Here is a 23,426-nt window from a genome sequence, read left to right on the forward strand (position 1 = left end):
ATTATATACTTTATTGCATTAAAAAGCAACTATTTCCCCACGAAAAGCAAGATTTATCATAGATCACCACCTCTTTTATTAAAGTTTTTCACAAAGTATTGTTCGATCGGAAGAGCACTTTTTTACTTGTCCTCACTTTTGAAACAAAGAAAAACTCTTCCCAAAGCGGGAAGAGTTTTTTAGCTTTGGTAAATTAAGCTTCACCTTTAGCTTTTTTAATGATTTCTTCTTGTACTGATTTTGGTACATCTTCGTAGTGGTCAAATACCATCATGAAGGTACCACGTCCTTGAGTTGCAGAACGAAGGACAGTAGCGTAACCGAACATTTCAGCAAGTGGCACATAAGCACGAACGATTTGGCTTGCACCGTGTGCTTCCATACCATCTACACGTCCACGACGAGCAGTTACGTGACCCATAACATCCCCAAGGTTTTCTTCAGGAACTGTGATGGTTACAAGCATCATTGGTTCAAGGATAGCTGGTTGTGCAGTCTTAGCAGCTTCTTTAAGTGCAAGAGATGCAGCGATCTTGAAGGCAGTTTCAGAAGAGTCGACATCGTGGTATGAACCATCGTAAAGCTTAGCTTTCACGTCAACCATTGGGTAACCAGCAAGAACACCGTTCGCCATAGATTCTTGAAGTCCTTTTTCTACTGCAGGGATGAATTCACGTGGAACCACACCACCGACGATCGCATTTTCGAACTCAAATCCTTTACCTTCTTCGTTTGGAGTAAATTCGATCCAAACATCACCAAACTGACCTTTACCACCAGATTGACGTTTGAAGAATCCACGTGCTTGTGTAGAAGCGCGGAATGTTTCACGGTAAGATACTTGAGGGGCACCAACGTTAGCTTCAACCTTGAATTCACGTTTCATACGGTCAACAAGGACATCCAAGTGCAACTCACCCATACCAGAGATAACTGTTTCACCAGTTTCAGGGTTTGTTTCAACGCGGAATGTTGGATCTTCTTCAGCCAATTTTTGAAGGGCGATACCCATCTTGTCTTGGTCTGCTTTAGATTTAGGTTCAACCATCAATTGGATAACTGGTTCTGGAACTTCGATTGATTCAAGGATGATTTTTGCTTTTTCATCTGTCAATGAGTCACCAGTTGTAGTATCTTTCAAACCAACGGCAGCAGCGATATCTCCAGAGTAAACTGTTTCGATTTCTTTACGAGTGTTGGCGTGCATTTGAAGGATACGTCCGATACGTTCACGTTTACCTTTAGAAGTGTTCAATACGTATGAACCTGAGTTCAAGACACCTGAGTAAACACGGAAGAATGTCAAACGACCTACGAATGGGTCAGTCATGATCTTGAAGGCAAGAGCTGCAAATGGCTCTTCATCAGATGCTGGACGTTCTTCTTCTTCGTCTGTATCTGGGTTTACACCCTTGATTGCAGGGATATCAAGTGGGCTTGGAAGGTAGTCAAGGACTGCATCCAACATCAATTGAACCCCTTTGTTCTTGAAGGCAGAACCACAAAGTACTGGGTAGAATTCAACGTTGATTGTAGCTTTACGGATACCAGCTTTCAATTCTTCGTTAGTAATTTCTTCCCCTTCAAGGTATTTCATCATCAAGTCTTCATCAGTTTCAGCAACTGCTTCAACCAATTTTTCACGGTATTCTTGAGCTTGTTCAAGGTATTCAGCTGGAATATCTTCTTCAAGGATATCTGTACCAAGGTCGTTAGTATAGATTTCAGCTTTCATCTTGATCAAGTCAATGATTCCGCGGAAGTCATCTTCAGCACCGATTGGCAATTGAATTGGGTGAGCGTTTGCTTGAAGACGGTCATGAAGTGTGCTTACTGAGTAAAGGAAGTCAGCACCGATTTTATCCATCTTGTTAGCGAATACGATACGTGGAACTCCGTATTCAGTTGCTTGACGCCAAACTGTTTCAGTTTGAGGCTCAACACCTGATTGTGAGTCAAGAACGGTTACAGCACCGTCCAAAACGCGGAGTGAACGTTGAACTTCGATAGTGAAGTCCACGTGTCCTGGTGTGTCGATGATGTTTACACGAGTGTCTTTCCATTGAGCTGTTGTAGCGGCAGATGTGATAGTGATACCACGTTCTTGTTCTTGCTCCATCCAGTCCATTTGTGACGCACCTTCGTGAGTTTCACCGATTTTGTGAATCTTACCAGTGTAGTAAAGGATACGCTCAGTTGTAGTTGTTTTACCAGCATCGACGTGAGCCATGATACCGATATTACGAGTTTTTTCAAGTGAAAATTCGCGTGCCATGAGGTTTGTTTCTCCTATATTTTTTATTTCTATATTCTATTATAACATGATTTAATAAAAACGGATAGGCAGGACCTACCCGTTCTCAGTGTTTTCATGCTAAGTTTTGGTTCCAACTTGTAAGAAGAGTTGAATTGGGTTCAAGAGCTGACGAAGCTTAATTGAACTCGGGCTAAAGTTAGTTAGCCGATTTGAGCCGGAACGGGATGCTGTGTGAAAAAGATAAACTTCCTTGTATTCATCGAATACTGCGTCAGTTTCCTATTTTCACTTTGCATCCTTGCCGTTCCTAGCATCATAATTGAACTCGGGCTAAAAGCTCGGAAAATAGATAAGCTTTCCTAGAATCTTCGATTCTTCGTCAAGCTTCCTAATTTTCAGTCGCTTTTTTAATGCCCTTAGTATCTTAATCTTACCAGCGGAAGTGTGCGAATGCACGGTTAGCTTCAGCCATACGGTGAGTATCTTCACGTTTCTTAACAGCTGCACCAGTGTTGTTCGCTGCATCCAAGATTTCTTTTGCAAGACGATCAACCATTGTGTGTTCACCACGTTGACGAGCGATTGTTACCAACCAACGAAGTCCAAGTGTTGTACGACGTTCTGGACGAACTTCAACTGGGACTTGGTAGTTAGAACCACCGACACGGCGAGCACGTACTTCAAGTACAGGCATGATGTTTTCCATAGCTGTTTCGAATACTTCAAGAGCATCGTTTCCAGTAGCTTCTTTAATTTGTTCGAAAGCTCCGTAAACGATTGAAGCAGCTGTACCACGTTTACCATCAAGCATAACGCGGTTGATAAGACGAGTAACTAATTGTGAATTGTAAAGCGGATCTGGCAATACATCGCGTTTAGGCGCACGGTTTTTACGACTCATTTTTCTTTATCCCCTTTCCTTATGCTTTTGGTTTTTTAGTACCGTATTTAGAACGGCCTTGTTTACGATCGTTTACACCTGCAGTATCAAGTGCTCCACGGACGATATGGTAACGTACCCCTGGAAGGTCTTTTACACGTCCACCACGAAGAAGAACCACGCTGTGTTCTTGCAAGTTGTGTCCGATACCTGGGATATAAGCAGTTACTTCGATCAAGTTGCTCAAACGTACACGGGCAAATTTACGAAGGGCAGAGTTAGGTTTTTTAGGTGTCATTGTTCCAACACGAGTTGCAACACCACGTTTTTGTGGTGAAGAAACGTTTGTTTGAACTTTTTTATGACTGTTGTAACCAACGTTCAAAGCTGGTGATTTAGATTTTTCTACTTTTGATTTACGCGGTTTGCGAACCAATTGGTTAATTGTAGGCATCTACATTCTCCTGTGAAATTTTTTATTTTTGGTGATGGTACACTTGGTGACAGCTACCATCTGTGTGTACTTTTGCAACATTTGTCAGCACGTCCCTGTACACTCTTGAGAGACCAAAAGTAAAAAGTACCGTCTATTATTATAACATGACGGCACTTTGATTGCAAGATGTTTTTTCATTTTTTAAAGAAGTCGAAAAAGTTCATTATTGTCCAGCTTCAGCAGGTTCTTCTGCCCCTGCATCTGCAGCCGGAGCATACTGTTGTTGCTGTTGTGGTTGAACTGTCGCATTGGCTCCAGCTACACCAGCATTGGCATTAGCATTTGCGTTCGCGTTGGCATTAGCATTTGCGTCTGTTTGAGTCTGCTGCGTTGCCGCTGTGTCGCTCTCATAGGTTAAACCGTAATAGTTTGCGATGTATTGGATACGGGCCTCAAGCGATTGCTTTTGAGTCGCATCTTTGACTTTCTTCACAGCAGCCTGGGCAGCGTTCACAGAATCTTGACTTGGAGTTGTTTCCATTTGAACGACTGCTTTTTCAGCAGCTTCTGTATTTTTCTTTTCTTCCTTCTTTTCTTTTTCTTCCTTTGTTTCCTTTTTCACTGGAAGGGAACCTGTTTTTTTAGCAGGTTGAATTTCTGTCGTTACCTGGGCAGCCGTATTCTTTTTAACGGTATACAAACCAGCTACCAAAATAAAGGATAGAGACAGAACTGTCACCAAGCGAATCCACAAAGGACTATTATCAAATCGATCTAAAATTCTTTTCACTTTTTGATCCTCCTTTGTTGCTCTTAATCAAAGATATTCCCAACTTCGACACTCAATTTATTTTCTTTTACATCGATGTTGGTCACGCGCAATAAGGATTTGTGTTCAAAGAATTCACGGTCGGTTGCAGCATTATCCGCAAAGACAGCTACCCCTGCTAATTCAGAATCGAATTCAGCCAAGAGACTGACCATTCCATTAATGGTTCCGCCACCTTTAAGGAAGTCATCGACAATCAAGACCCGGCTTCCTGCTTTTAGGCTCCGTTTTGAAAGGAACATTTTCTCAATGCGATCTCCACTTGAGCCTGAAACATAGTTGACACTAACGGTTGACCCTTCTGTGATTTTCAAATCACGACGGACAATGACGAATGGCACATTCAAGACATTGGCCACTGCATTGGCTAGAGGAACTCCCTTGGTCGCTACGGTCATGACAGCATCAATCTTCCTGTCCCGGAAGGCTTTGGCAATGATGCGTCCGATGCGATTCAAAATCTTTGGATTGCTCAAAAGATCAGACAGGTAAATGTAGCCACCAGGAAGGATGCGATCACTTTCAGACAGTTGCTTGCAAAGATCCTCGACGATTTCTTTGGATTCTTGATCTGAGATAGACGGTGTAAAGATAACACCTCCACCAGCGCCTGTAATGGTCTCAATATTTCCGATTTCCATCTCTTCAAACGCACGCTTAATGATCACGATATCTTCTGAGATGGAAGACTTGGCAGACTCATACTTTTCCGCAAACGTATTGAGGCTAGTCAATTCATAGGGATGGTTGATCAAGTAATTAGAAATTACGACCATCCGTTCACTTCTTCTTAATTTCATTTTCTCACCATGTAGTTTTTTCTATCATTATACCATAAGAAGCGAAAAAAACGAACATTCTGATTTACAGAAGGCCGTTTTTTCCTGATTATTTCATTTTTGGCAGAATCATTCCCGTATTTATCTCTGTTTTTACTAGTCGAGATTCGGTTTATAGAAGCAACGATTTTCCATAGCGAAGATTTTATTGGTCATTTCACCAGGAGCAATTAAGCCAAGTGCTGTTGTCATCATCATCATTTCTGCATCCAAATTATCGATCATATGAATAATCTCTGCTTCCATGATTTTTGGACGAACAGGACTACCGTATTCGAGCAAGCCATGGTGACTCAAGATCACATGGCGAAGGACGATGACTTCTTCTTTTTGGTCATCAATCTTCAAGTCTTGCAAGACCTTGGTGATTTCTTCATCGATCAGTGCAATGTGGCCGATGAGGTTGCCTCGAACAGTGTATTCTGTATTTTCAGGTCCCGTCAACTCGATCACTTTGGCCAAATCGTGTAACATAATCCCCGCAAAGAGCAAGCTCTTATTCAACTGAGGATAGATATCACCGATACTATCTGCCAAGCGGACCATGGTCGCCGTATGATAAGCGAGACCTGCTTCAAAGGCATGGTGGTTGGTCTTAGCAGCTGGATAGCTATAAAACTCTTTCTCATATTTCCCATAGAGGGCCCGGACAATCCGTTGCCAGACTGGATTTTCAATTTTGAAAATCATGTTTGACAGGTATTCATGCAATTCCTTGGGATCTACTGGTGGTTTTTCCTTAAAGTCTGCTGGATTGTTGGGCTCTCCTGCTTGGGGCAAGCGCATGTTCAATTGATTGACTTGCGGAGTATTATTGTAAACTTCTCGACGTCCAGACATATGGACCACGCGCCCAGCCATAAAACTCTCTACATTGTGAGGTTGGGCATCCCATAGTTTACCTTCGATTGTACCGGTCTCATCCTGGAAGACAAAGGCGAGGTAGTTTTTCCCGGCCCGCGTTTGACGCACTTCTGCTGACTTGATCAAATAGAATCCTTCGAACAATTCATCTTTTTTCATTTGGTTAATTTTGACCATCATCTTCTCCATCTTCTATATATACATCTAGTCCCAGCAGGTCCTCATCGCTTTCGATTTGGCGGAGTGTCCGCTCGATGGCACTGGTCCGTCTGGTTAGCAAATCATCAATATTATTGGAAGCATTCTTTAAATGGCGCTGAGTCTTGGCCAGAATCCCTCCAAACTTATGGAATTCTGATTTGACCGATCCCAACACCTTGCTAATGTCATCTGCACTCTTTTGGATGTTGAGCGTTTTAAAGCCAACAGACAAGGAGTTCAAGAGGGCTGATAAGGTACTTGGCCCAGCCACTAAAATTTGTTCGTCCCGACGCAAGCGATCGAAGAATTCTGGATTGCGAACCACTTCGGAATAGAGGCCTTCAGTTGGCAAAAAGAGAATTCCGAAATTAGTCGTCGCTGGTGGAAAGAGGTATTTTTGTTGGATATCCTTAGCAAAACGCTTGATACTAGCAAGAAGGGCCTTGCGGTAACGCTCGATCTCCTCTTTCTCTCCTGATTCATAAGCTTCTTCCAGACGATAGTAGTCTTCCAGTGGGAATTTAGAGTCAATCGGCAGATAGACTGGCTCCTCTCCTTGTCCTGGAAGCTTAATAGCATACTCCACTCGCTCACTGGATTGGGGAACGGTGACAAACTCCCGCTCATACTGGGCTGGGGTCAAGATATCTTCAATGATTTGACCCAGCTGCAATTCGCCCATAATCCCACGCGTCTTGGTATTGGAGAGAACTTTATTAAGGGTTCCGACATCCCGCGCCACTGTCTGCATTTCTCCCAGCCCTTTGTTGACCGACTCCAATTGTTTTGAAACCGTCTCAAAGGAGGTCTGCAAGCGGTGCTGCAAGGTTTTCTCCAATTTTTCTTCTACCGTTTGGCGCATCTGTTCTAGCCGCACTTCATTGGACTCTTGGATCTGGCGCATGCGCTCATCTGTTTTGTCCCGATTTTTAGTAAAGTGCTCGTTCATCTCAGCGCGCAGAGCCGTCGTCTGCTGGTGGATCTCCACTCTCATCTCGGTTAAGCGATCTGTCAGGGCGATCTCTAACTGCTGATTGGCAATCTGGCTTGCTTGTCTTTCTTTTTCAAAACGATAGTCCAACTGGTCTGTCAAATGATCCTCATGGTCTTCCAGCATCTCTCGTAAAGCCGGTCTGGTGTCATCTGACCGTTGCAAGAGATAGATGAGGAGGCCCAGATTGAGCAGGCCAATCAGAAGCAGAATGATATTCATATTAACCTCTGTCTTTACTATAAACAATGACAAGATAGCCACGGTCAAGACTCACTTGAATCGGTTGACCCAAAAATTCATTGGAGCCATACATGGCCTTCAAAAAATAATTCTCCCGATGGAGCGGATACTTGGCCCCTGTGATCTCTAAGTGGCCTTGTCCGACAGGCATAAAACCAACATAGGACATGGCTGGATCTGGCTGAATCTCATGGCAACCGGCTGGTCTGTAGATTAAGCGATTTTGACCATCGACTAATTGGATCTGCTCCATGTAGGGAGCTAGGTCTGGATCGGTCGGCAAAAAGATATTGGATAAGAAGTGATCCAAACGACCACCGAAAGCACCATAAACGGTGACTTCAGTCTCTGGATAGGCTTCAAAGACTGCTTTCAAGGCCAATTCCAAATCCGTATCGTTCTTTTCAGGGACGGATTGAACAACTTGCTTGGCTTGGGTTTGGATCTTGCGCAAATCGGTCTCAGAGACGGAATCGAAATCCCCCACAGCTATATCTAAAGGCAGACCTTGTTCCAGTAGCTTCAAACAGCCACCATCAACGCCTACATAAGCGTCATGATCTTTTGGCAAGAGCGTGCTGTCACCTCCCGCCAGTATTGCGATGTTACCCATTTACTGCATCTCGGAGCGTTTGAACGCGCTCATTAACATCTCCATTAAAGACATAAGAGCCTGCTACAAAGACATTGGCCCCAGCTTCTTTGGCTTGGGAAATAGTTTGGCCATCAATTCCTCCATCGACTTCGATATCAAAGTCGAAACCTTTTTCTTCACGAAGAGCGGCTAATTCGCGCACCTTGTCCATGGTTTCAGGCAAGAAGGCCTGGCCACCGAATCCTGGATTAACGGTCATAACCAAGACTTGATCCACCAAGTTCAAGACATGTTTGATACTGTCTACAGGAGTCCCTGGGTTGATCACGACACTAGCCTTCACACCGGCTTGACGGATCTTTTGAAGGGCTCCGTGAATATGGGGAGTCGCTTCTACGTGGATGCTGATGATATCAGCACCTGCACGGGCAAATTCTTCGATATGGTGTTCAGGATTGGTGACCATCAAGTGGCAATCAAAGACCAACTTGCTATGCGGTCGCATGCTCTCTACGACACCAGCTCCAAAGCTGATATTGGGCACAAAATGGCCATCCATGACATCGATATGGGCATAGTCAGCTCCAGCTGCTTCTAAGCGTTTCAATTCACTTTCAAAATTGGCATAATCTGCACTCAAAATTGAGGGTGCAATTTTCATTGTTTTCATCGTTGTAGTGTCTCCTATTTTGGCATTTTTTTCGAAACTTTTTTATAGGTCTCGCGACGGTTTTCAATCTCACTTAGAAATTGCAAGTAATCCTCATAACGGAAAGGTGCAATTTCCTCTCTTTCAACGGCTGGTTTCACCGCACAAGCTGGCTCATGCGTGTGGGTACAGGTACGAAATTTACAAGAGTGGCTCACATCGGCGATCTCCGGGAAGGCTTGATTTAAGTCTTCACTGGTCGTCACTTCATAATCGAGGGAGGAGAAGCCCGGCGTATCTGCGATCTTTCCTCCATTTAAATGGTAAAAGCTGACAGCTCGGGTCGTGTGTCGACCGCGCCCCAGACTATCTGAAATCTCACCCGTTTCAAGCTCCAAATCCGGAGCGATTTTATTGAGCAAGGTCGATTTTCCTACACCGGTCTGTCCCATAAAGACCGTGGTTTGATTGGTCAAAAGGGGCAAGAGTTCCTCAATTGACAAGACAAAATCATAGCCAATAGCCTGATAGATTCCTTGGTAGTAGTGAATGTCTTCCATATCTTCTAACAAGTCCAGTTTTGAAATATAGACAATGGGATGAATCCCCTTATGCTCCAAAAGAACCAGAAAACGGTCTAAAAGGTTGGCATTGAAATCAGGTTCCTTAGCTGACATGATCACTACTGCCTGATCAATATTGACAATAGGAGGGCGCACGAGGCTATTTTTTCGAGGGGCAATGCTCAAAATGTAGCCTTCCGAATTCTCTTCTGCAGAGAACTCCACCTGATCCCCCACATAAGGAGTCTGTCCTTTTTTTCTAAAATTTCCACGAGCCCGTGTCTGGTAAATGTGACCGTCTGACTCTACGTAGTAAAAGCCAGCCAATGCCTTGACGATTGTTCCTTGCAAATCGCACTCCTTTGAGATTAATACTCCTATTATACCAAAAAATGAGAAATAAGGCTGGATTGCTTGATAAGAAAAAACGAAAAGTGAACCTCTCCGGACGCTTTTAGAAACGAATAGGTTCGTTGTTTAAACGGATAGAAACAGAAGACGGAGTATCCGTTATGACTTGTCTTTTAGCAGAATTCGGGAAAGGGCACCTTCCTTTTTTTCCTTGGCATTTTTCCTAAAAAGTGTATAATAGAACTATGCGGAGGTGGTGGAACGGCAGACACGCATGCTTCAGGCGCATGTGCCCCTTCGGGCGTGAGGGTTCAAATCCCTTTCTCCGCATCTTGGAAAGGTGGCCCAGCTCGGTACGGCACCGGACTCGAAATCCGGCAAGTGGATTTTTATTCACGCGCGGGTTCAAATCCCGTCCTTTCCTTCTACAACAAACAAGACATGAGCTACGAAGCTCATGTCTTTTCTATTATTTTATTCCTGCTTCTAGAAGGCCATCTGCTAGGCGAGCGAAGTCTTCTAGGCTAAGAGCTTCTCCTCGTACAGAAGGTTGCAGGCCTGCAGCTTGGATTCCTGCTTCCAGTTTTGCTTTGATTTCTTCGGTCTTGCCAAAGCGACTGGTCAAGTTGTTCCAAAGTGTCTTCCGGCGGTGGACAAAGCTAGCCTTGCTGACAGAGAAGAAGAAATCTTCGTCCTTGACGGTTACTGCTGGTTCTGGGCGACGCACCATCTTGAGGATGGCAGAGTCGACGTTTGGTGCTGGCACAAAGACGGTGCGGGGCACGATAAAGGCTACCTTAGCAGTCATATAGTATTGGACTGCAATGGATAAAGAACCATAAGCCTTGGTGTTGGGCTCAGCCGAGATGCGGTCTGCCACCTCTTTTTGCATCATGACCACAAATTCTTGGAAAGGAATCTTGGATTCGATCAAGTGCATGAGGATGGGAGTTGTAATGTAATACGGAAGGTTAGCCACCACCTTGATCGGAAGGTCTGGATTTTTAAACTCTGCGATGTACTGGTTGAGGTCTACCTTGAGGATGTCTTGGTTGACAACCGTGACATTGTCAAAATCACGCAAGGTATCCGCCAAAATGGGAACCAAGCGGTCATCGATCTCAAAAGCCATGACTTCTGCCGCATTTTCCGCCAAGAACTCAGTGAGGGCTCCAATTCCAGGACCGATTTCGATGACATTGACCTGCTTATCAATCTCAGCCGTATCCACAATTTTTTGAAGGATGTTGGTATCGGTCAAGAAGTTCTGGCCGAAGGATTTTTTAAAGGTAAAACCGTGACGCTCCAGCACTGCCTTGGTCACGCTATAATCTGCAATTCTCATTTTTTCTCTTTTCTAATCAGTTTAGGGGTAAAGGATCCCCCTCTACTTCCGTCTTAATAACTGGCCATCGCCTCTTCGACTTGTGCTAAACAAATTCCAAACAATTCCAAGCGTTTGATCAATTGCTTGCCATTGCAGTAGCCGATGCGCAAGGCTTCGCCTAAATATTCCCGTCGTTTGCGACTTTCACTGCCCATCAGCAGGCCGAGTCGCATCAGATCTGACTTGGTAATATCAAAGAAATTTTCATCTTCATAGGAACCCACCAGCCCAGCTAGGGCTTTTTCTAAGTCTTCAAAACTGGCATGCTCCACTCCCAAGGAACGCCCCTTGGTCTTGGATTTGGGCACTGCTTCACCACGATTTAAAAAGGCATGTTTGGCCTGGGGCACCTCTTGCATAATGATCTTGCGAATTCGCTCACCATTATAGTCTGGATCGGTAAAGACAATGACCCCACGCAACTCTTGCAAGGTAGCAATTCGTTCCAAGTCATCCTGATCGATCGCAGAGCCTCGTGTTTCATAGGTATCCACCTCATAAAAACGACGGAGATTGGCTGTGTCGTCCTTGCCCTCCACGACAATCACTTCTGGTATTTTTCTTTTCTCAGTCAAGGCCAAATACCTTTCTTGCATTGTCATAGGTTGCCTGAGCCACTTCTTTTGTTGTTAAGCCACGTAGTTCTGCAATAAAATCTACCACATAACGAGTGTAGGCTGTTTTATTTTCCCGACCACGTTTGGGAACTGGTGCTAGATAAGGAGCATCTGTTTCAACCAAGATCTTGTCTAACGGAAGGCCAGCTGCCGCTTCTTGGACATCTGTGGCTTTCTTAAAGGTCACAACTCCAGAAAAGGAAATCATCATTCCCAAATCCATGAAGCGTTTCGCTTCTTCTAAACTTCCTGAGAAAGAATGCATGATCCCACCGCGAGGACCAACTCCTTCACTCTTGATGATGGCATAAGTATCTTCTAAAGCATCGCGTGTATGCACCACAAAGGGGAGGTCCAAGTCCTTAGACAATTGAATCTGACGACGAAAAACCTTTTCTTGAACATCTTTTGGCGCTGTCATCCAGTGGTAATCGAGACCGATTTCTCCGAGTGCGACGACTTTGGGATGTTTTAGCTGTTCAAGTAAATAGGCCTCCACTTCAGGAGTATAATCGCCTGCCTCAGTGGGGTGCCAACCAAGCGTGAGATAGAGTTCTGGATGCTGGTCTGCCAACTCCATGGCACGCTCAATCGTCGGTTTGTCAAAACCAACGATATTGTGGGCTACAACACCCATTTCCTTGGCCAAGTCGAGCTCTTCTTGTTCTTTTCCTGCGAATTCTTCCACATTGAGATGGGTGTGGGTATCAAAAATCTGCATGATCTTCCTTTTCTTCCGAGTTTTTCTTCTTTCTATTATAGCAGAAAGCGCCTCTAAATTCACTTTCGGACAAAACAAAAACCAGTAGTCTCGAGTTTCTACTGGTTTTTAGGTTTTTATCTGAATTACGCAGCCAAAACTTTGCGTCCTTTACGACGACGAGCTGCCAATACGCGACGACCATTTTTAGTTGCCATACGGTGACGGAAACCATGTTTGCGCGCACGACGAAGTTTACTTGGTTGATAAGTACGTTTCACGATGAATACCTCCTCATAGATTTTGTATTCGTTTAGCCGGCTAGTTGTGATCAGTTACTAAACATACTTTACTATTCTATCGGATTCGACTCTATTTGTCAATAGCTATGGCAAAATTGTTGCAAATACAGGTCGGAGAACACCTTTCTACACCTGACGGGTTGCCAAGTAATAGGGTTCCAGAGCCACCAGCGCCTCTTGCAACTGATCCAGGATATTCTCTAGGGACCTCTCCTCAACTAGAGAAACATCGTATTTGACGAGGACCTTACGAACCGCCCCTTCTGCTACTGCTTGTAACAGATCATGGCGATTCTTTTCTGTTCCTTCTACCCTTTGACTCTCTCCATTTTTCTGGGCGAAATAATAAACTGGCCGAGAGATAGGAAGGGTGAGTACCTTGTGTTGTTTTTGAAGGCTCTGCTCGTCTTTTTTTCGCTCGATAAAGCTCACCTCTAAGGAAACTCCAAAATCAGCTGCATCCCCATAAAGCCTCAAGGCAAACATGGGCTCTGCCATCGTCCCTTCTCCTTTTAGATAGACCCAAAAATGAGGCCGCAAGACCTGGGCCTGGTTCATCCACTGGCTGGTCCGATCCTGCTCCAAGTAAGGGTGACGCTTCTGAAAGGCTGAGACTAAATCGGTGAATTCCTTACGAGCCGCTTGAGCTAGGGCACGATACTGCTCCATCTCCGAGGCTAGCACGCCTGCTTTTGCTGGAGCCTGGTAGTGGATTCCTTGAAGCTTTAAAAACTCTCGAATCGCTGCAAATGCCATCTGCTTCCTTTCTAAACCTAAAAAAGGAGAGATCGGCTCAATCCCGTCTCTCCCTTATGGGAAATAATAGCTAGATTATCCTTCGATGTCTACCACTACGTAACGGTTTGGTTCTTCCCCTTCAGAGTAGCTAGTGACTCCTTCCATCTTAGAGACGATCCGGTGAATGATTTTGCGTTCACTGTTTGACATCGGATCTGTCTGTTGGGCTTGCCCATCTTCGAGGGCACGCGTTGCTAACTTCTGAGCATAGCTTTGAAGAACTTCTGCCCGGTGTTCTACATAGTCATTAACATTAATAGTAATGTAAAAATTCTTTGAGTAGCGGTTATAGAGGTAATTTTGCGCCAAAAGTTGAAGAGCCTTCAAGACTTTTCCGTGGTAACCAATCACGCGCCCAGGCTCATTGGTATCAATTTGCATATTGACCGTACGGCGGTTGTGACTGCTTGAGATGGTCGCATCCACATCCATTTCATCGACCACTGTTTGAACATAGGCTGTCACATCATCTACGACTTCTTCGATGTTGTAGTTTTCCTCTACCTCGATACCAAGGTTTGAGAAATCAGATTCGCTTGATTCTTTTGTCGCTGGTTCTTTGACTTTTTCAAGGATATGTTCATGCCCTTTTTCTTCAAGAACGGTATCTGCTTCTTTGTCATGTTTCAGGATTTCTGTCTTGATTTCTTCAGAGACAACTTCTCCTTCTTCTTCGACCTTTTTGATCGCTGCAACGACGCGTCCGAGATCGACCGTTGCTTCGCTCACCGTCTTAACCGGTTCGTTCTGCGCGTTAATTTCTTCTGGTACACCCTTTACAGCTTGTTGATTAGCTTTCACAACAGTTGTTTCTGCAATGGGCTCAATCTCTACTTGGGCTGGTTTTTTCCCAAACAAGCCAAGAAAACCTTTCTTTTCACGCGCTACAACCGTAATATGTGCCTTCATACGAGGAATATCTAAATCGTTCAGACCTTTTTGAATCGCTTCTTCAACAGTTGCTCCAGTATATAGGACCATATGTCCACCTCTTTCTTATTTTTTCTTTTTCTGTGCTTTGTTTAGGGCACGGCGTTTTTGTTTTTCCATGTCGCGTGAAGCTTGCTCTTTTGCTTCACGCTCTGCGATAATCTTGAAGGGGTTGTTCAAGAGATAGGTTTGCCCGACTTGATAAGCATTGGAAGTCACCCAGTATAGTGCGACCCCGCTGGCTGAGAACAAGGCAAAGAAGAAGATCATCACAGGCATCACATACATCATGGTTGTCGCACTCCCGTTACGCTCTGGCAGGGCTTTATTGGTCAACCAACTGCTGAAAAATGTGAAGAGGGCAGCAAGAACCGGCAAGATATAAGTCGGGTCGATCGCGCCAAGGTCCAACCAGAGGAAGTGACCGACTTTAAGGAATTCGACACGGCTCAGCGCTTGGAACAAGGCCATCAAAACCGGCATCTGAATCAAGAGAGGAAGAAAGGCTGAAGATGTTTTGACGCCTTTTTCCTTGTAAAGGGCCCGCATCTCTTCAGAAAGCTTGGTCCGACTATCTAGATCCTTTCCAGGATACTTGGCTTGCAATTCCTTGAGTAGGGGTTGAATTTCCTGCATCTTGCGGGTTGAATTCATTTGATATTGGAAAAGCGGCAAGAGGACCGTCCGGATCACAATGGTAAAGACGATAATCCCCACACCGATACTTCCGCCAAATGACAAGAAGCGAATGGCTTCGGCAAAGAAGTAGACGAAGCGTTCCCAACCACCTGTCGACTGAGCTGTCACTTGAGAGGTCCCACAAGCTGTCAAGACCAATAAGGCTGCTCCCAATAATCCAGTTAACTTCAGTTTCTTTTTCACATTATTCCCTTTCTTGGTAGACATGCGCTAATTTTAAGACATGTACAAGATTTTTCTCAACTTGATGGAAGTCGAGCTCCTCCACTCCTTTACGAGCAATGACAACAAAATCATCGGTCGTAAGGAAGGCTTGGTGTTTGATCAAAACATGGCGAATCAAACGTTTGATGCGATTTCTAGTCACAGCATTTCCCAGCTTCTTACTAACAGACAGGCCGACTCGAAAATGTGGTTGGTCTTTGCGCAAGCGGTAAACAACGAATTTCCGATTGGCAACATTTTGACCACTTTTAAAAATAGCATTAAAATCTTTGTCACGTTTGACGCGGTAGCTTTTTTTCAAACCTCAACTCCCTCTATTAAATTTATTCTATTATACCATATTTTCAAAAAAAACCAATCTCCCTCAGGAAATCGGTTGCTACTTGAATACAGATAAAAGCAAAGGCAAGGTGTAGTATAGATTGAGCAAGATATGAGCCAAAATAGGAGAAAGAAGTGTCTTACTCCGATAATACAGGATCCCAAAAATCACACTCGGCAGGAGATAGATGATAGAAGCTCCTAGCGAAAAGGGATTGTGGAGAAAATGTAGGCCACTGTAGATGAGGGCTGGAAGCCAAATCTCAGCATAGAGTTTCCAGCCTTTGAAGTAGGCATTCACCAAGGCTCCACGAAAGATCAGCTCTTCTGTCACCGGCCGGATAATAACCATTGCAATCACTAGGATAAGCACCCCTGTGGGGCTAATTTCCCGTGGAAACAGACTCAAAACGGCTGCCCGTCCTTGAACAAAACCACTGATGAAGTAGTCCAACCAGTAAACCAAACAGGCCGCAAAAACGGCTTCTATCAGAGCTTGAAGAGGGTTCTTCCCCAGCTTAAATTGCGCTTTTTTAGAAAAACGGTAGACCAAAAATCCTGTAAAGACTGCATAGAGGCCTTCTAGGCCAAATAAGGTCCAATAATAGCTATTGGCGCTTGCTACACTATTGGAGACATACTGGCCCAAAGGGCGAAATTGGGGCCGAACATAAAAATAAAACAAGAGCAGAAAAAGGGGATAAAGCAGCGAGATCTTTCCTTTAATGAATTTCATAGATACCTTTCCTATAGAGTATGACAAATCGTATAGTGCATCTTACCATAATCGTGACAAGGTTTCAATGAAAAAGGATGACTTCCTACTCCCTGAGATAGACCACATAACCTCCTAAAACAGCGACTAAAATCAAGAGACAAAGAAGAGTTTCCATCCATACGAGAGCTGTCAAGAAAGGCCACTGCAACAAGCCTTGGGCCATTTTCAAAGAGGTCGCTGTGATGACCGTTGGAAAGGTCAGGGCTGAAAAAGCAGGTTGAAAACCTTCTTTGATCATTCTCGGTAGGCGCGTCAAAACAAAGAAATAAAAACCTTGTGAGGCAACTACCATGATCAGTAAGAACCAGACAGGAAGGCTTGCTCCACCCACACGAACCAGAGCTGCTAAAAGAAGGGAAAATGGAGCGCAATAGATGCCTTCTTGCCCCAACAGATGACTGGGCAAGGGGGACTGCTTCAAATCATGATAGATAAGGGGATAAAGAAGAAAGGTCAAACCAAAACCAATCACTAAAGCGAGATAAGCAATCTCTCTGATTCCTACAACTGGATAAGTCAAGGCTGCTACTGCAATGCCCACATAGAGAACGGTCCAACTGGGAGTGGCATTGGCTCTTGGTCGCGCTAGGACATGGGTCTTGGTAAAATAGAGAATTAAGCCCAGATCCAAGAGAAAGGCAGACCACCAGACCAACTGTGATAGACCTCCAAAGGCGGGAAAGAGGCGCAAAAGATAGGTGGATAGAATCATCCCTGCCATGGGAAAAGTCGCCATCCCAGATAAAAGGGCTGGTTGTTGGAGTTCTATCTTGGTTTCTTGCCAGCGAATCGCATGATAAACGACAAAGAAAAACCAGAAGAACAAACCTGTCAGACTAAAGGCGTGGGCAAGGAAGGGTAGCGAGTCTGCAAGAAGGTTGCCAGCGCCAACCAGTCCTAACAGACAGCCTGAAAATACTAAGGGGATCTTTTTCATCGGGAGCTCCAATCATGTTGTCGCTTTCAGTATACCATAAAAGAGAAGGAAGCAGGATAAAAAAGAGAGTGGGACAGAAATCGGTAATACGTTAGAATTCGATTTCGTCGTCCCACCTCCGCACAGTTGAGTAGGGGTGTAAAAGCTGATGAAATCAGCGTAGTAGAGCCCACTCAACCACTGCGTCTTGATCGACAATCCAAAAATAATTGAGAGGCTAGGACTTTTGTCCTAGCCTCTTCAAATTGTAGATATCTCTTTAATTTTTTAAGTATCATTTAGGTTGCATTATGTAAGAAACAGATGGATTACATTCTAAAAGAAGTTGGAGAATACCAACTACTTTTTTTATCCATTCTATTAAAGACTAGGCCTGTACGACCATCATATAAAGAAATAAGGATAGGAGAAAGACGATACTAACAACGAGGGTCGCTAGCTTGAGTCCACGGTGAGACCGCCAGTAACTTGGTTTTCCTAGGTTACTGGTCGCATCTGTTGAAAGCGATTGTTGTTGGCGAGGCTGCAGGGTAATCAGAACCACAAGAGCGAGGGATAAGATCGAGATCCCGATTGCAAATACCATTTCCATCTTAGGATCCTCCTAACACTCTGAAGAGGGTAAAAATAACTCCCAGCAGAATCACCAAACCAATGATCACATTAAAAGTGACATTGATCTTTTCAGAACGTGTCGTCTTTTCTTTTTCGGCAGGACGGCGTTTGAGAGACTCCATCCGTCCTTCTACTTCTTTATAAAATAAATCTTTCTTACGATCACTCACTGTGTCCACCTATCCCTTCTTGCAAGCGAGCTTTGAAAACAGCTGGCTCAACGCTACTTGATTGGGCAATTTGTTGCGCAACGGCTTCTCTGTAGTTATCCACAGATTGGTAGATTTCCTGGATACGGGACACCATATCTGCTTCTTTTCCTTGATCAAAGATATTGGCTTGTGCGAGGAAGTGGCGGTCATGCAGGGTATGGCTAAAGGCAAGGATAACTTGCTGGTGTTCGAAGGCCTTGCGAACAATGCCTTGCACCTCTGCATAGTGGTTGATATCCAGATAAATACTAGAGACCTTAAGCAACTCTTTGATCCGCTCTTGACTGATATTTTGATACAAGACCACATTTGGATAGCGAACCATAGATAGAAGACTAGCAGACATCTCTGTCAAAGCCGCTACACGGAAGGTCACATTTGGCAAGTTCTCTACTAGGTAGGTCAAGGCTTCGATCTGATCCGAATTGGTCAAGACAAAGGCGTCTTTACGGATATCATCTTTCACCTTGAAATCATACAGGTAGCCAAGGGGACCGAAATAGCTATGCTGATCTTGCGAGGTCAACTGGAGAGCACGATGATAGGTCGCGTTTTGCGGAATCAAGATCTTCTTGGTCCGGATTTCTGGGCTCTTTAGAATCAACTGCATATTGCCTGGAAGGCTGTCGTGAAGAGGCTCTTGCCACACCAAGACGTCGCTCCCTTTGATGCCTTTATTTCCAAGCTGAAGACTAATGCTAAAGGAGGTAGCAAGGGTATTGTAGACCAAACCATCTAAATCAAAGCCACGATACTCTAGATAAAAGACGAAGTAATCTAAGCGATTCTTGAAAATCCGCATGGGTTGATGATCCAAGGTCAAGATCAAATCCCCTGTTTGGTGATTCTCTGTCAAGCGCTCGGTATCCCCTTCAAAATAAGTAGTCACCAAATACTGTCCCTGATCACCACAAGTCGTTACAGCAATCTTACGACCGTATTGGTCATAGTGCTCAACCATGACCACTTGCCCTTTGTCATCTAACCACTCTAAGCGCTCAACGATGCGTTTATAGGAAGCAGCATGGTACACAATTCGAGCTTTTTCCTGACCATAGTAGGTCACTTTTCCCGAACTGTTATCCCCAGAAACTTCCCAGAAATCAGGCACTGGAACTTCATTAAAGTAGCGTCCGCGCTTCTCTCCTTTTGCTTGTCCTAAGAAATAGATAAATGGAGACTCGACACCGTCTGGTAAGAAACCATTTGGCTCCAAAACAACGGTCGGGTGGTCAAAGCCAGACTCTTTCATAGAGTGGAGCAAGTCTTGGCTTTCACGAGAATAACTATCAAATACGTTCAGCATGTGTCACCTCTTCTATCAATTGTGCCCAAGCTTCTTCTACTCGGCTGGTCAAAAAGTCTTCTGCACGCGCATAAGATGCTTGACGCATGCTGGCTAGATCATCCTTTTTGTATAGCTGGATGATTTTCTCCGCAAAGGCAGAAGCAATCTGGTCGACCACTTGATCTGCTGAAGGCGGAATGAGATAGCCATTTTTACCTTCTGTGACAAAGGTCTGGTTGCCATAAGGAACGTCAAAACCGATAATTGGAAGTCCAGAACCAATCGCTTCCATCAAGGTCAATCCAAAGCCTTCACTGGTCGACGCTGACAGGTAAACCTCATAATTCTTATAAATTTCCTCTAGATTGGCATGCCCTTTGAGATGGATATAGTCTGCCGCCCCCAATTCATCAATCAGAGAACGTAGCTTGCCTTCTTCTCCACCTTTTCCATAGATGTCAAAAGATAGTTCTGGCAATTCTTTTTTGGCGCGAACCACTGCTCGCACCAACCAGTCAATATGCTTTTCTGTCGCCAAACGAGAGGCAGTAATCATAGAAAATGGGGTGCGATTTTCGTTTTGTGGCAAGCTTGCAAGGCTTCCAACTGGAATGGTATAGATAGCCGGCTGATGGTTGGTGTATTTGGCAAACTGCTCGGCCAAGATTTCTTTTTGGCGGTCAGTCGCGACAATAAAGAAGTCTACCTTGTCTGCATTGGTAAATTGGTACTCGTAGTAGTTATTCCACAGGATATACTGATCATCGACATTATTGGCGCTGAAGTGCTCGGCATGGACGACTACACCTAGACGGGCTTTTTGCGCTTCTTCAAAGATAGGCTGACCGATATTGGTTTCCCGATCCAAAATCACCAGATCTTGTTTGGTCAATTGAAGGGTTTGCATAAAGTAGCGGATCAATTCTTGGCGACCAACCAGGTAGCGATCTGGAAAACGATAGATTTCGCGGCCATCCGCCATCTGCATGCTGTAGGCAACCGTCCCGTCTTCATTGTAAAAGCGGCGCTCAATCAAGTTGGCTTGGTTGTTCTTAGGAATAAAGTACTCGGTACAATAGCGGGTATAGGAGAAATAATCCTTTCTCACCAAAATCCCTCTAGACACGTACTCACAGCGTTCGACATAGGGACTGTTTTCTTCGCGCAGGTAGCAGGTCAAAAAGTTGTCCTGGTCCTCATAAAAGAAGCGCTTGATCTTACCATCGACTTCTTCACGAGTCGGTTTTCCGGCAAATCCTGCTAAGACCTGATCAATGGTATAGGTCGTTGGCGCAATTTTTATATCTGTAAAATAGCTATAGAGCCAGATGATTTCATCATTTTTAAAACCGATATTTTCTGTTAAATGCTGGATATTATCGGCTAGAATCATATCCATAAAGACAAACTTGGCTGGTTGATGGATATTGCGTAACAACTGGGCACGGTAGACCTGGGCATACTCAACACCACTGCTGGCCCAACCGATTCCAAGGTTGATATTGTATACTGTCATAATGTCCTCTTTTATGGGAAATGCAAGACAATTTCCCCTTTTTTATTGATTTCTACTCGACTCAGTAAAAGATTGCGGACCATTTGTTCTTTGGCCGCCTCTTTCATTCGTTCAAAGGATTGGTAGGCTTCTTGGAAAAATTCTACCAAAGGGTTTTTCTGACTGGTGTACTGACCAGAGAGCGCCATGCGCAATTGTTGCAGATAGTCTACCTGCTCGACCCAGTTTTCATCGATAGCTTTTAGGATGGCCATGCGCTGGAATTGGGCGATCACCTCATCGGTGCCTAAGATCTCATACTTAGCTTCCAACTCGCTTTTAGCAATCTCCCATAAGAAATTCTCTTTGGTTTTCTTGCTACGGAAGGTTTGGTGGGCCTTTTCCGGATCTACTTGGTAGCTCACATTGTCTAACATATAGCGATAAAAAGCTACCGGTTCCTTGTATTCTTTTTTATGGGCTACGCTTGAAAAGACGGAACGAAGAACTTTTTCAACGATGTCGTCCAAGCGTCCTTCTTGTTTAATCAAGCGGTCGCGCTCTTCGTAGACGATGGCACGCTGAATGTTCATGCTTTCCGCAAATTCTAGCGTCATCCGACGACTGGCCTGACCAGAACTTTCACTAGCATTTTGAGCCCGTTCCACCAAGTTTCTATACTTGCGCTTGGTCAGAGCTTTAGCTGAACCAATCCGCTCATCCACATCATAGTCTTGATAGGTATCCTGGATCCAGTCTGGCCCCCAGTTTTTCATCAAATCGTCTTCCAATGAGACGAAGAACTTGGTCAAACCGGGATCTCCTTGGCGACCTGAACGTCCCCGAATTTGAAGGTCAATCCGCTGGTTCATCATCCGCTCAGTTCCGACAACCACCAAGCCACCTAACTCAGCGACTCCTGGTCCCAACTTGATATCGGTTCCCCGACCGGCCATTGAGGTCGCAACCGTCACAGCACCTTTTCGACCAGACTCCTTAATGATCTGGGCCTCTCGAGGAGCATTGTTAGCATTGAGAAGATTGTGAGGAATCCCTTCCCGCAAAAGAAGATTCGAATAAAGAATCGACATCTCAACGGATCCGGCAAAGACCAGGATCGGATTGCCCTTTTCGTGGACCTTCTTCACATAATCCAGGGAAGCCACGATTTTTTCCGGCAAGGTCTGATAGATTTCATCCGGTAAATCCTTGCGGATCTTCTTACGATTGGTTGGGATCTTGATCACTGACATGGCATAGGTATCAAGAAACTCTGCCTCAGCGACCTTCCCAGTCCCGGTCATGCCACCCAACTTCCGAAACATCTTAAAGAGGTTTTGGTAAGTAATAGAAGCCATGGCCCGTGTTTCTTGGGTCAGCTTGAGACCCTCTTTAGCTTCAATCGCCTGGTGGAGTCCTCCTTGCAAGCGCGTCATTTCCATCAAGCGACCCGTCGCCTGGTCTAGTAAGACAATCTCCGGTTGCCCTTCGACATTGGGATGGATGACATAGTCCTTATCCTTAATAAAGTTTTTATTGGCCTGCAGGGCTAAGCTGATATGGCGAACCAAATCACGGTATTGGGGATCATAGAGGTTGGGAATAGCAAGAAAAGCTTCTGCTGCATGAGCTCCTTTTCGAGTCAACCAAACTCGTTTCTTTTCTTCATCAAACTTGAAGTCTTCCCCTTCTTTGAAGGTTTGGATCAGGGTATCAATAATCCCATAAAGGTTGGACTGAACCCGAGGAGAACCAGAAATAATCAAGGGAGTCTGAGCACTATCTAGAAGCACCGAATCAATCTCATCGACAATGGCGTAATTGAAGTCTGCCAAAAACTGGCCATCTGCCGAAGCCGTCAAGTTCTCTGTGAGATAGTCAAAGCCTAGACTGGTATTGGTCGTATAAATGACATCTGACCGGTAAATCTCCCGTTTGACTTCTGGATCTAATTCTTCGTCTTCTGATTGTTTCAAGGGAACTCCAACAGTCAAGCCCAAAAAGCGGTAGACCTGTCCCATCTCTTCTGCATCCCGAGTTGCCAGATAGGTATTGGTCGTAATAACCATGACCCCTTTGCCCTCTAAGGCATTGAGATAAACCGGCATAGTTGCCGTCAAGGTCTTCCCTTCACCAGTATTCATTTCAGCGACATTGCCTTGGTGGAGGACAATACCTCCCATGACTTGCACGTCATAAGGAAACATGCCCAAGACCCGTTTATCAGCTTCACGCGCAACCGCAAATGCTTCCGGCAAGAGATCATCCAAGGTCTCACCCTTAGCTAGACGTTCCCGAAATTCCACAGTTTTCTCCTGTAGTTGTCGATCCGTCAAGCGGGCCATGTCATCCTTCCAGCTATTGACTTCTTTTAAGATTTTTTTGATGTTTCTTAATTTAACGTAATCCAATGTAATCCTCTTT

At 44.7% G+C, this 23,426-nt stretch carries 25 protein-coding genes and 2 tRNA genes; 2 read left to right on the plus strand and 25 right to left on the minus strand.

What is annotated here, in order from left to right:
- Positions 1-193: 193 nt before the first annotated feature.
- The 10 genes from fusA to rsgA form a co-directional block, all read right to left on the minus strand.
- Positions 194-2,275: an elongation factor G gene (gene fusA, locus TZ97_RS07665; RefSeq protein WP_003003071.1), complete on the minus strand. Its 2,082-nt coding sequence runs from the start codon at positions 2,273-2,275 to the stop codon at positions 194-196.
- Positions 2,276-2,687: 412 nt separating this feature from the next.
- Positions 2,688-3,158, minus strand: a complete 471-nt coding sequence (rpsG, locus tag TZ97_RS07670; protein WP_003003105.1) for a 30S ribosomal protein S7 — start codon at positions 3,156-3,158, stop codon at positions 2,688-2,690.
- 19 nt (positions 3,159-3,177) lie between these two features.
- A complete protein-coding gene (gene rpsL, locus TZ97_RS07675) occupies positions 3,178-3,591 on the minus strand; it encodes a 30S ribosomal protein S12 (RefSeq protein WP_003003125.1) in 414 nt (137 codons plus the stop codon).
- Positions 3,592-3,796: 205 nt separating this feature from the next.
- The gene (locus tag TZ97_RS07680; RefSeq protein WP_045759940.1) at positions 3,797-4,363 is read right to left on the minus strand and encodes a hypothetical protein; all 567 of its coding nucleotides are present in this window, start codon (positions 4,361-4,363) and stop codon (positions 3,797-3,799) included.
- A gap of 23 nt (positions 4,364-4,386) precedes the next feature.
- The gene (gene purR, locus TZ97_RS07685; protein ID WP_045759941.1) at positions 4,387-5,202 is read right to left on the minus strand and encodes a pur operon repressor; all 816 of its coding nucleotides are present in this window, start codon (positions 5,200-5,202) and stop codon (positions 4,387-4,389) included.
- Between the two features lie 135 nt (positions 5,203-5,337).
- A complete protein-coding gene (locus TZ97_RS07690) occupies positions 5,338-6,282 on the minus strand; it encodes a 3'-5' exoribonuclease YhaM family protein (protein WP_045759942.1) in 945 nt (314 codons plus the stop codon).
- Positions 6,269-7,519 carry a DNA recombination protein RmuC gene (locus TZ97_RS07695; RefSeq protein ID WP_003012406.1) on the minus strand — a complete coding sequence of 417 codons (1,251 nt, stop codon included), beginning with the start codon at positions 7,517-7,519 and terminating at the stop codon, positions 6,269-6,271. Before TZ97_RS07695 ends, TZ97_RS07690 begins: the two co-directional genes overlap by 14 nt.
- Position 7,520: 1 nt before the next feature.
- On the minus strand, positions 7,521-8,153 hold the full coding sequence (locus TZ97_RS07700) for a thiamine diphosphokinase (protein WP_045759943.1): 633 nt from the start codon (positions 8,151-8,153) through the stop codon (positions 7,521-7,523).
- A complete protein-coding gene (gene rpe / locus TZ97_RS07705; RefSeq protein ID WP_045759944.1) occupies positions 8,146-8,805 on the minus strand; it encodes a ribulose-phosphate 3-epimerase in 660 nt (219 codons plus the stop codon). Before rpe ends, TZ97_RS07700 begins: the two co-directional genes overlap by 8 nt.
- 14 nt (positions 8,806-8,819) lie before the next feature.
- Positions 8,820-9,698 (minus strand): ribosome small subunit-dependent GTPase A, encoded by an 879-nt coding sequence (gene rsgA, locus TZ97_RS07710; protein WP_031573894.1) that lies wholly within the window; start codon positions 9,696-9,698, stop codon positions 8,820-8,822.
- 247 nt (positions 9,699-9,945) lie between these two features.
- Between rsgA and TZ97_RS07715 the strand changes: the two genes are divergently transcribed.
- Both TZ97_RS07715 and TZ97_RS07720 read left to right on the plus strand, forming a co-directional pair.
- Positions 9,946-10,028 (plus strand) — tRNA-Leu (locus tag TZ97_RS07715).
- A 4-nt stretch (positions 10,029-10,032) separates the two neighbouring features.
- Positions 10,033-10,122, plus strand: a tRNA-Ser gene (locus TZ97_RS07720).
- Positions 10,123-10,167: 45 nt separating this feature from the next.
- Here TZ97_RS07720 and rsmA read toward each other — a convergent pair.
- The 15 genes from rsmA to secA2 all read right to left on the minus strand — a co-directional run bounded on the left by rsmA (position 10,168) and on the right by secA2 (position 23,419).
- Positions 10,168-11,043 (minus strand): 16S rRNA (adenine(1518)-N(6)/adenine(1519)-N(6))-dimethyltransferase RsmA, encoded by an 876-nt coding sequence (rsmA, locus tag TZ97_RS07725; RefSeq protein ID WP_045759945.1) that lies wholly within the window; start codon positions 11,041-11,043, stop codon positions 10,168-10,170.
- Between the two features lie 53 nt (positions 11,044-11,096).
- Positions 11,097-11,681, minus strand: a complete 585-nt coding sequence (rnmV, locus tag TZ97_RS07730; protein ID WP_176745535.1) for a ribonuclease M5 — start codon at positions 11,679-11,681, stop codon at positions 11,097-11,099.
- Positions 11,653-12,423, minus strand: a complete 771-nt coding sequence (locus TZ97_RS07735) for a TatD family hydrolase (RefSeq protein WP_045759947.1) — start codon at positions 12,421-12,423, stop codon at positions 11,653-11,655. The genes rnmV and TZ97_RS07735 overlap by 29 nt, the downstream gene beginning before the upstream one ends.
- 125 nt (positions 12,424-12,548) lie before the next feature.
- Positions 12,549-12,683, minus strand: coding sequence for a 50S ribosomal protein L34 (gene rpmH, locus TZ97_RS07740; protein WP_003003086.1), 135 nt, complete (start codon positions 12,681-12,683; stop codon positions 12,549-12,551).
- A 147-nt stretch (positions 12,684-12,830) separates the two neighbouring features.
- A complete protein-coding gene (locus tag TZ97_RS07745) occupies positions 12,831-13,460 on the minus strand; it encodes a hypothetical protein (protein WP_003008901.1) in 630 nt (209 codons plus the stop codon).
- Positions 13,461-13,535: 75 nt separating this feature from the next.
- Positions 13,536-14,483 (minus strand): RNA-binding cell elongation regulator Jag/EloR, encoded by a 948-nt coding sequence (jag, locus tag TZ97_RS07750; protein WP_003008903.1) that lies wholly within the window; start codon positions 14,481-14,483, stop codon positions 13,536-13,538.
- A 15-nt stretch (positions 14,484-14,498) separates the two neighbouring features.
- Positions 14,499-15,314, minus strand: a complete 816-nt coding sequence (locus TZ97_RS07755; protein ID WP_037608124.1) for a YidC/Oxa1 family membrane protein insertase — start codon at positions 15,312-15,314, stop codon at positions 14,499-14,501.
- A 1-nt stretch (position 15,315) separates the two neighbouring features.
- Positions 15,316-15,657, minus strand: coding sequence for a ribonuclease P protein component (rnpA, locus tag TZ97_RS07760; protein ID WP_003002960.1), 342 nt, complete (start codon positions 15,655-15,657; stop codon positions 15,316-15,318).
- A gap of 78 nt (positions 15,658-15,735) precedes the next feature.
- Positions 15,736-16,413: a CPBP family intramembrane glutamic endopeptidase gene (locus tag TZ97_RS07765; protein ID WP_045759948.1), complete on the minus strand. Its 678-nt coding sequence runs from the start codon at positions 16,411-16,413 to the stop codon at positions 15,736-15,738.
- A gap of 85 nt (positions 16,414-16,498) precedes the next feature.
- On the minus strand, positions 16,499-17,392 hold the full coding sequence (locus tag TZ97_RS07770) for a TDT family transporter (RefSeq protein WP_045759949.1): 894 nt from the start codon (positions 17,390-17,392) through the stop codon (positions 16,499-16,501).
- A gap of 367 nt (positions 17,393-17,759) precedes the next feature.
- The gene (gene asp5 / locus TZ97_RS07775) at positions 17,760-17,984 is read right to left on the minus strand and encodes an accessory Sec system protein Asp5 (protein WP_003012425.1); all 225 of its coding nucleotides are present in this window, start codon (positions 17,982-17,984) and stop codon (positions 17,760-17,762) included.
- Between the two features lies 1 nt (position 17,985).
- Positions 17,986-18,177, minus strand: coding sequence for an accessory Sec system protein Asp4 (gene asp4 / locus TZ97_RS07780; RefSeq protein ID WP_003003066.1), 192 nt, complete (start codon positions 18,175-18,177; stop codon positions 17,986-17,988).
- Positions 18,170-19,525 (minus strand): accessory Sec system glycosylation chaperone GtfB, encoded by a 1,356-nt coding sequence (gtfB, locus tag TZ97_RS07785; RefSeq protein ID WP_045759950.1) that lies wholly within the window; start codon positions 19,523-19,525, stop codon positions 18,170-18,172. The genes asp4 and gtfB overlap by 8 nt, the downstream gene beginning before the upstream one ends.
- Positions 19,509-21,023, minus strand: coding sequence for an accessory Sec system glycosyltransferase GtfA (gene gtfA, locus TZ97_RS07790; RefSeq protein ID WP_045759951.1), 1,515 nt, complete (start codon positions 21,021-21,023; stop codon positions 19,509-19,511). The genes gtfB and gtfA overlap by 17 nt, the downstream gene beginning before the upstream one ends.
- Before the next feature lie 11 nt (positions 21,024-21,034).
- Positions 21,035-23,419: an accessory Sec system translocase SecA2 gene (gene secA2 / locus TZ97_RS07795; protein ID WP_080934963.1), complete on the minus strand. Its 2,385-nt coding sequence runs from the start codon at positions 23,417-23,419 to the stop codon at positions 21,035-21,037.
- Positions 23,420-23,426 lie beyond the last annotated feature (7 nt).

It is taken from the genome of Streptococcus parasanguinis, from assembly GCF_000963275.1.
GTDB classification, from domain to species: domain Bacteria; phylum Bacillota; class Bacilli; order Lactobacillales; family Streptococcaceae; genus Streptococcus; species Streptococcus parasanguinis_B.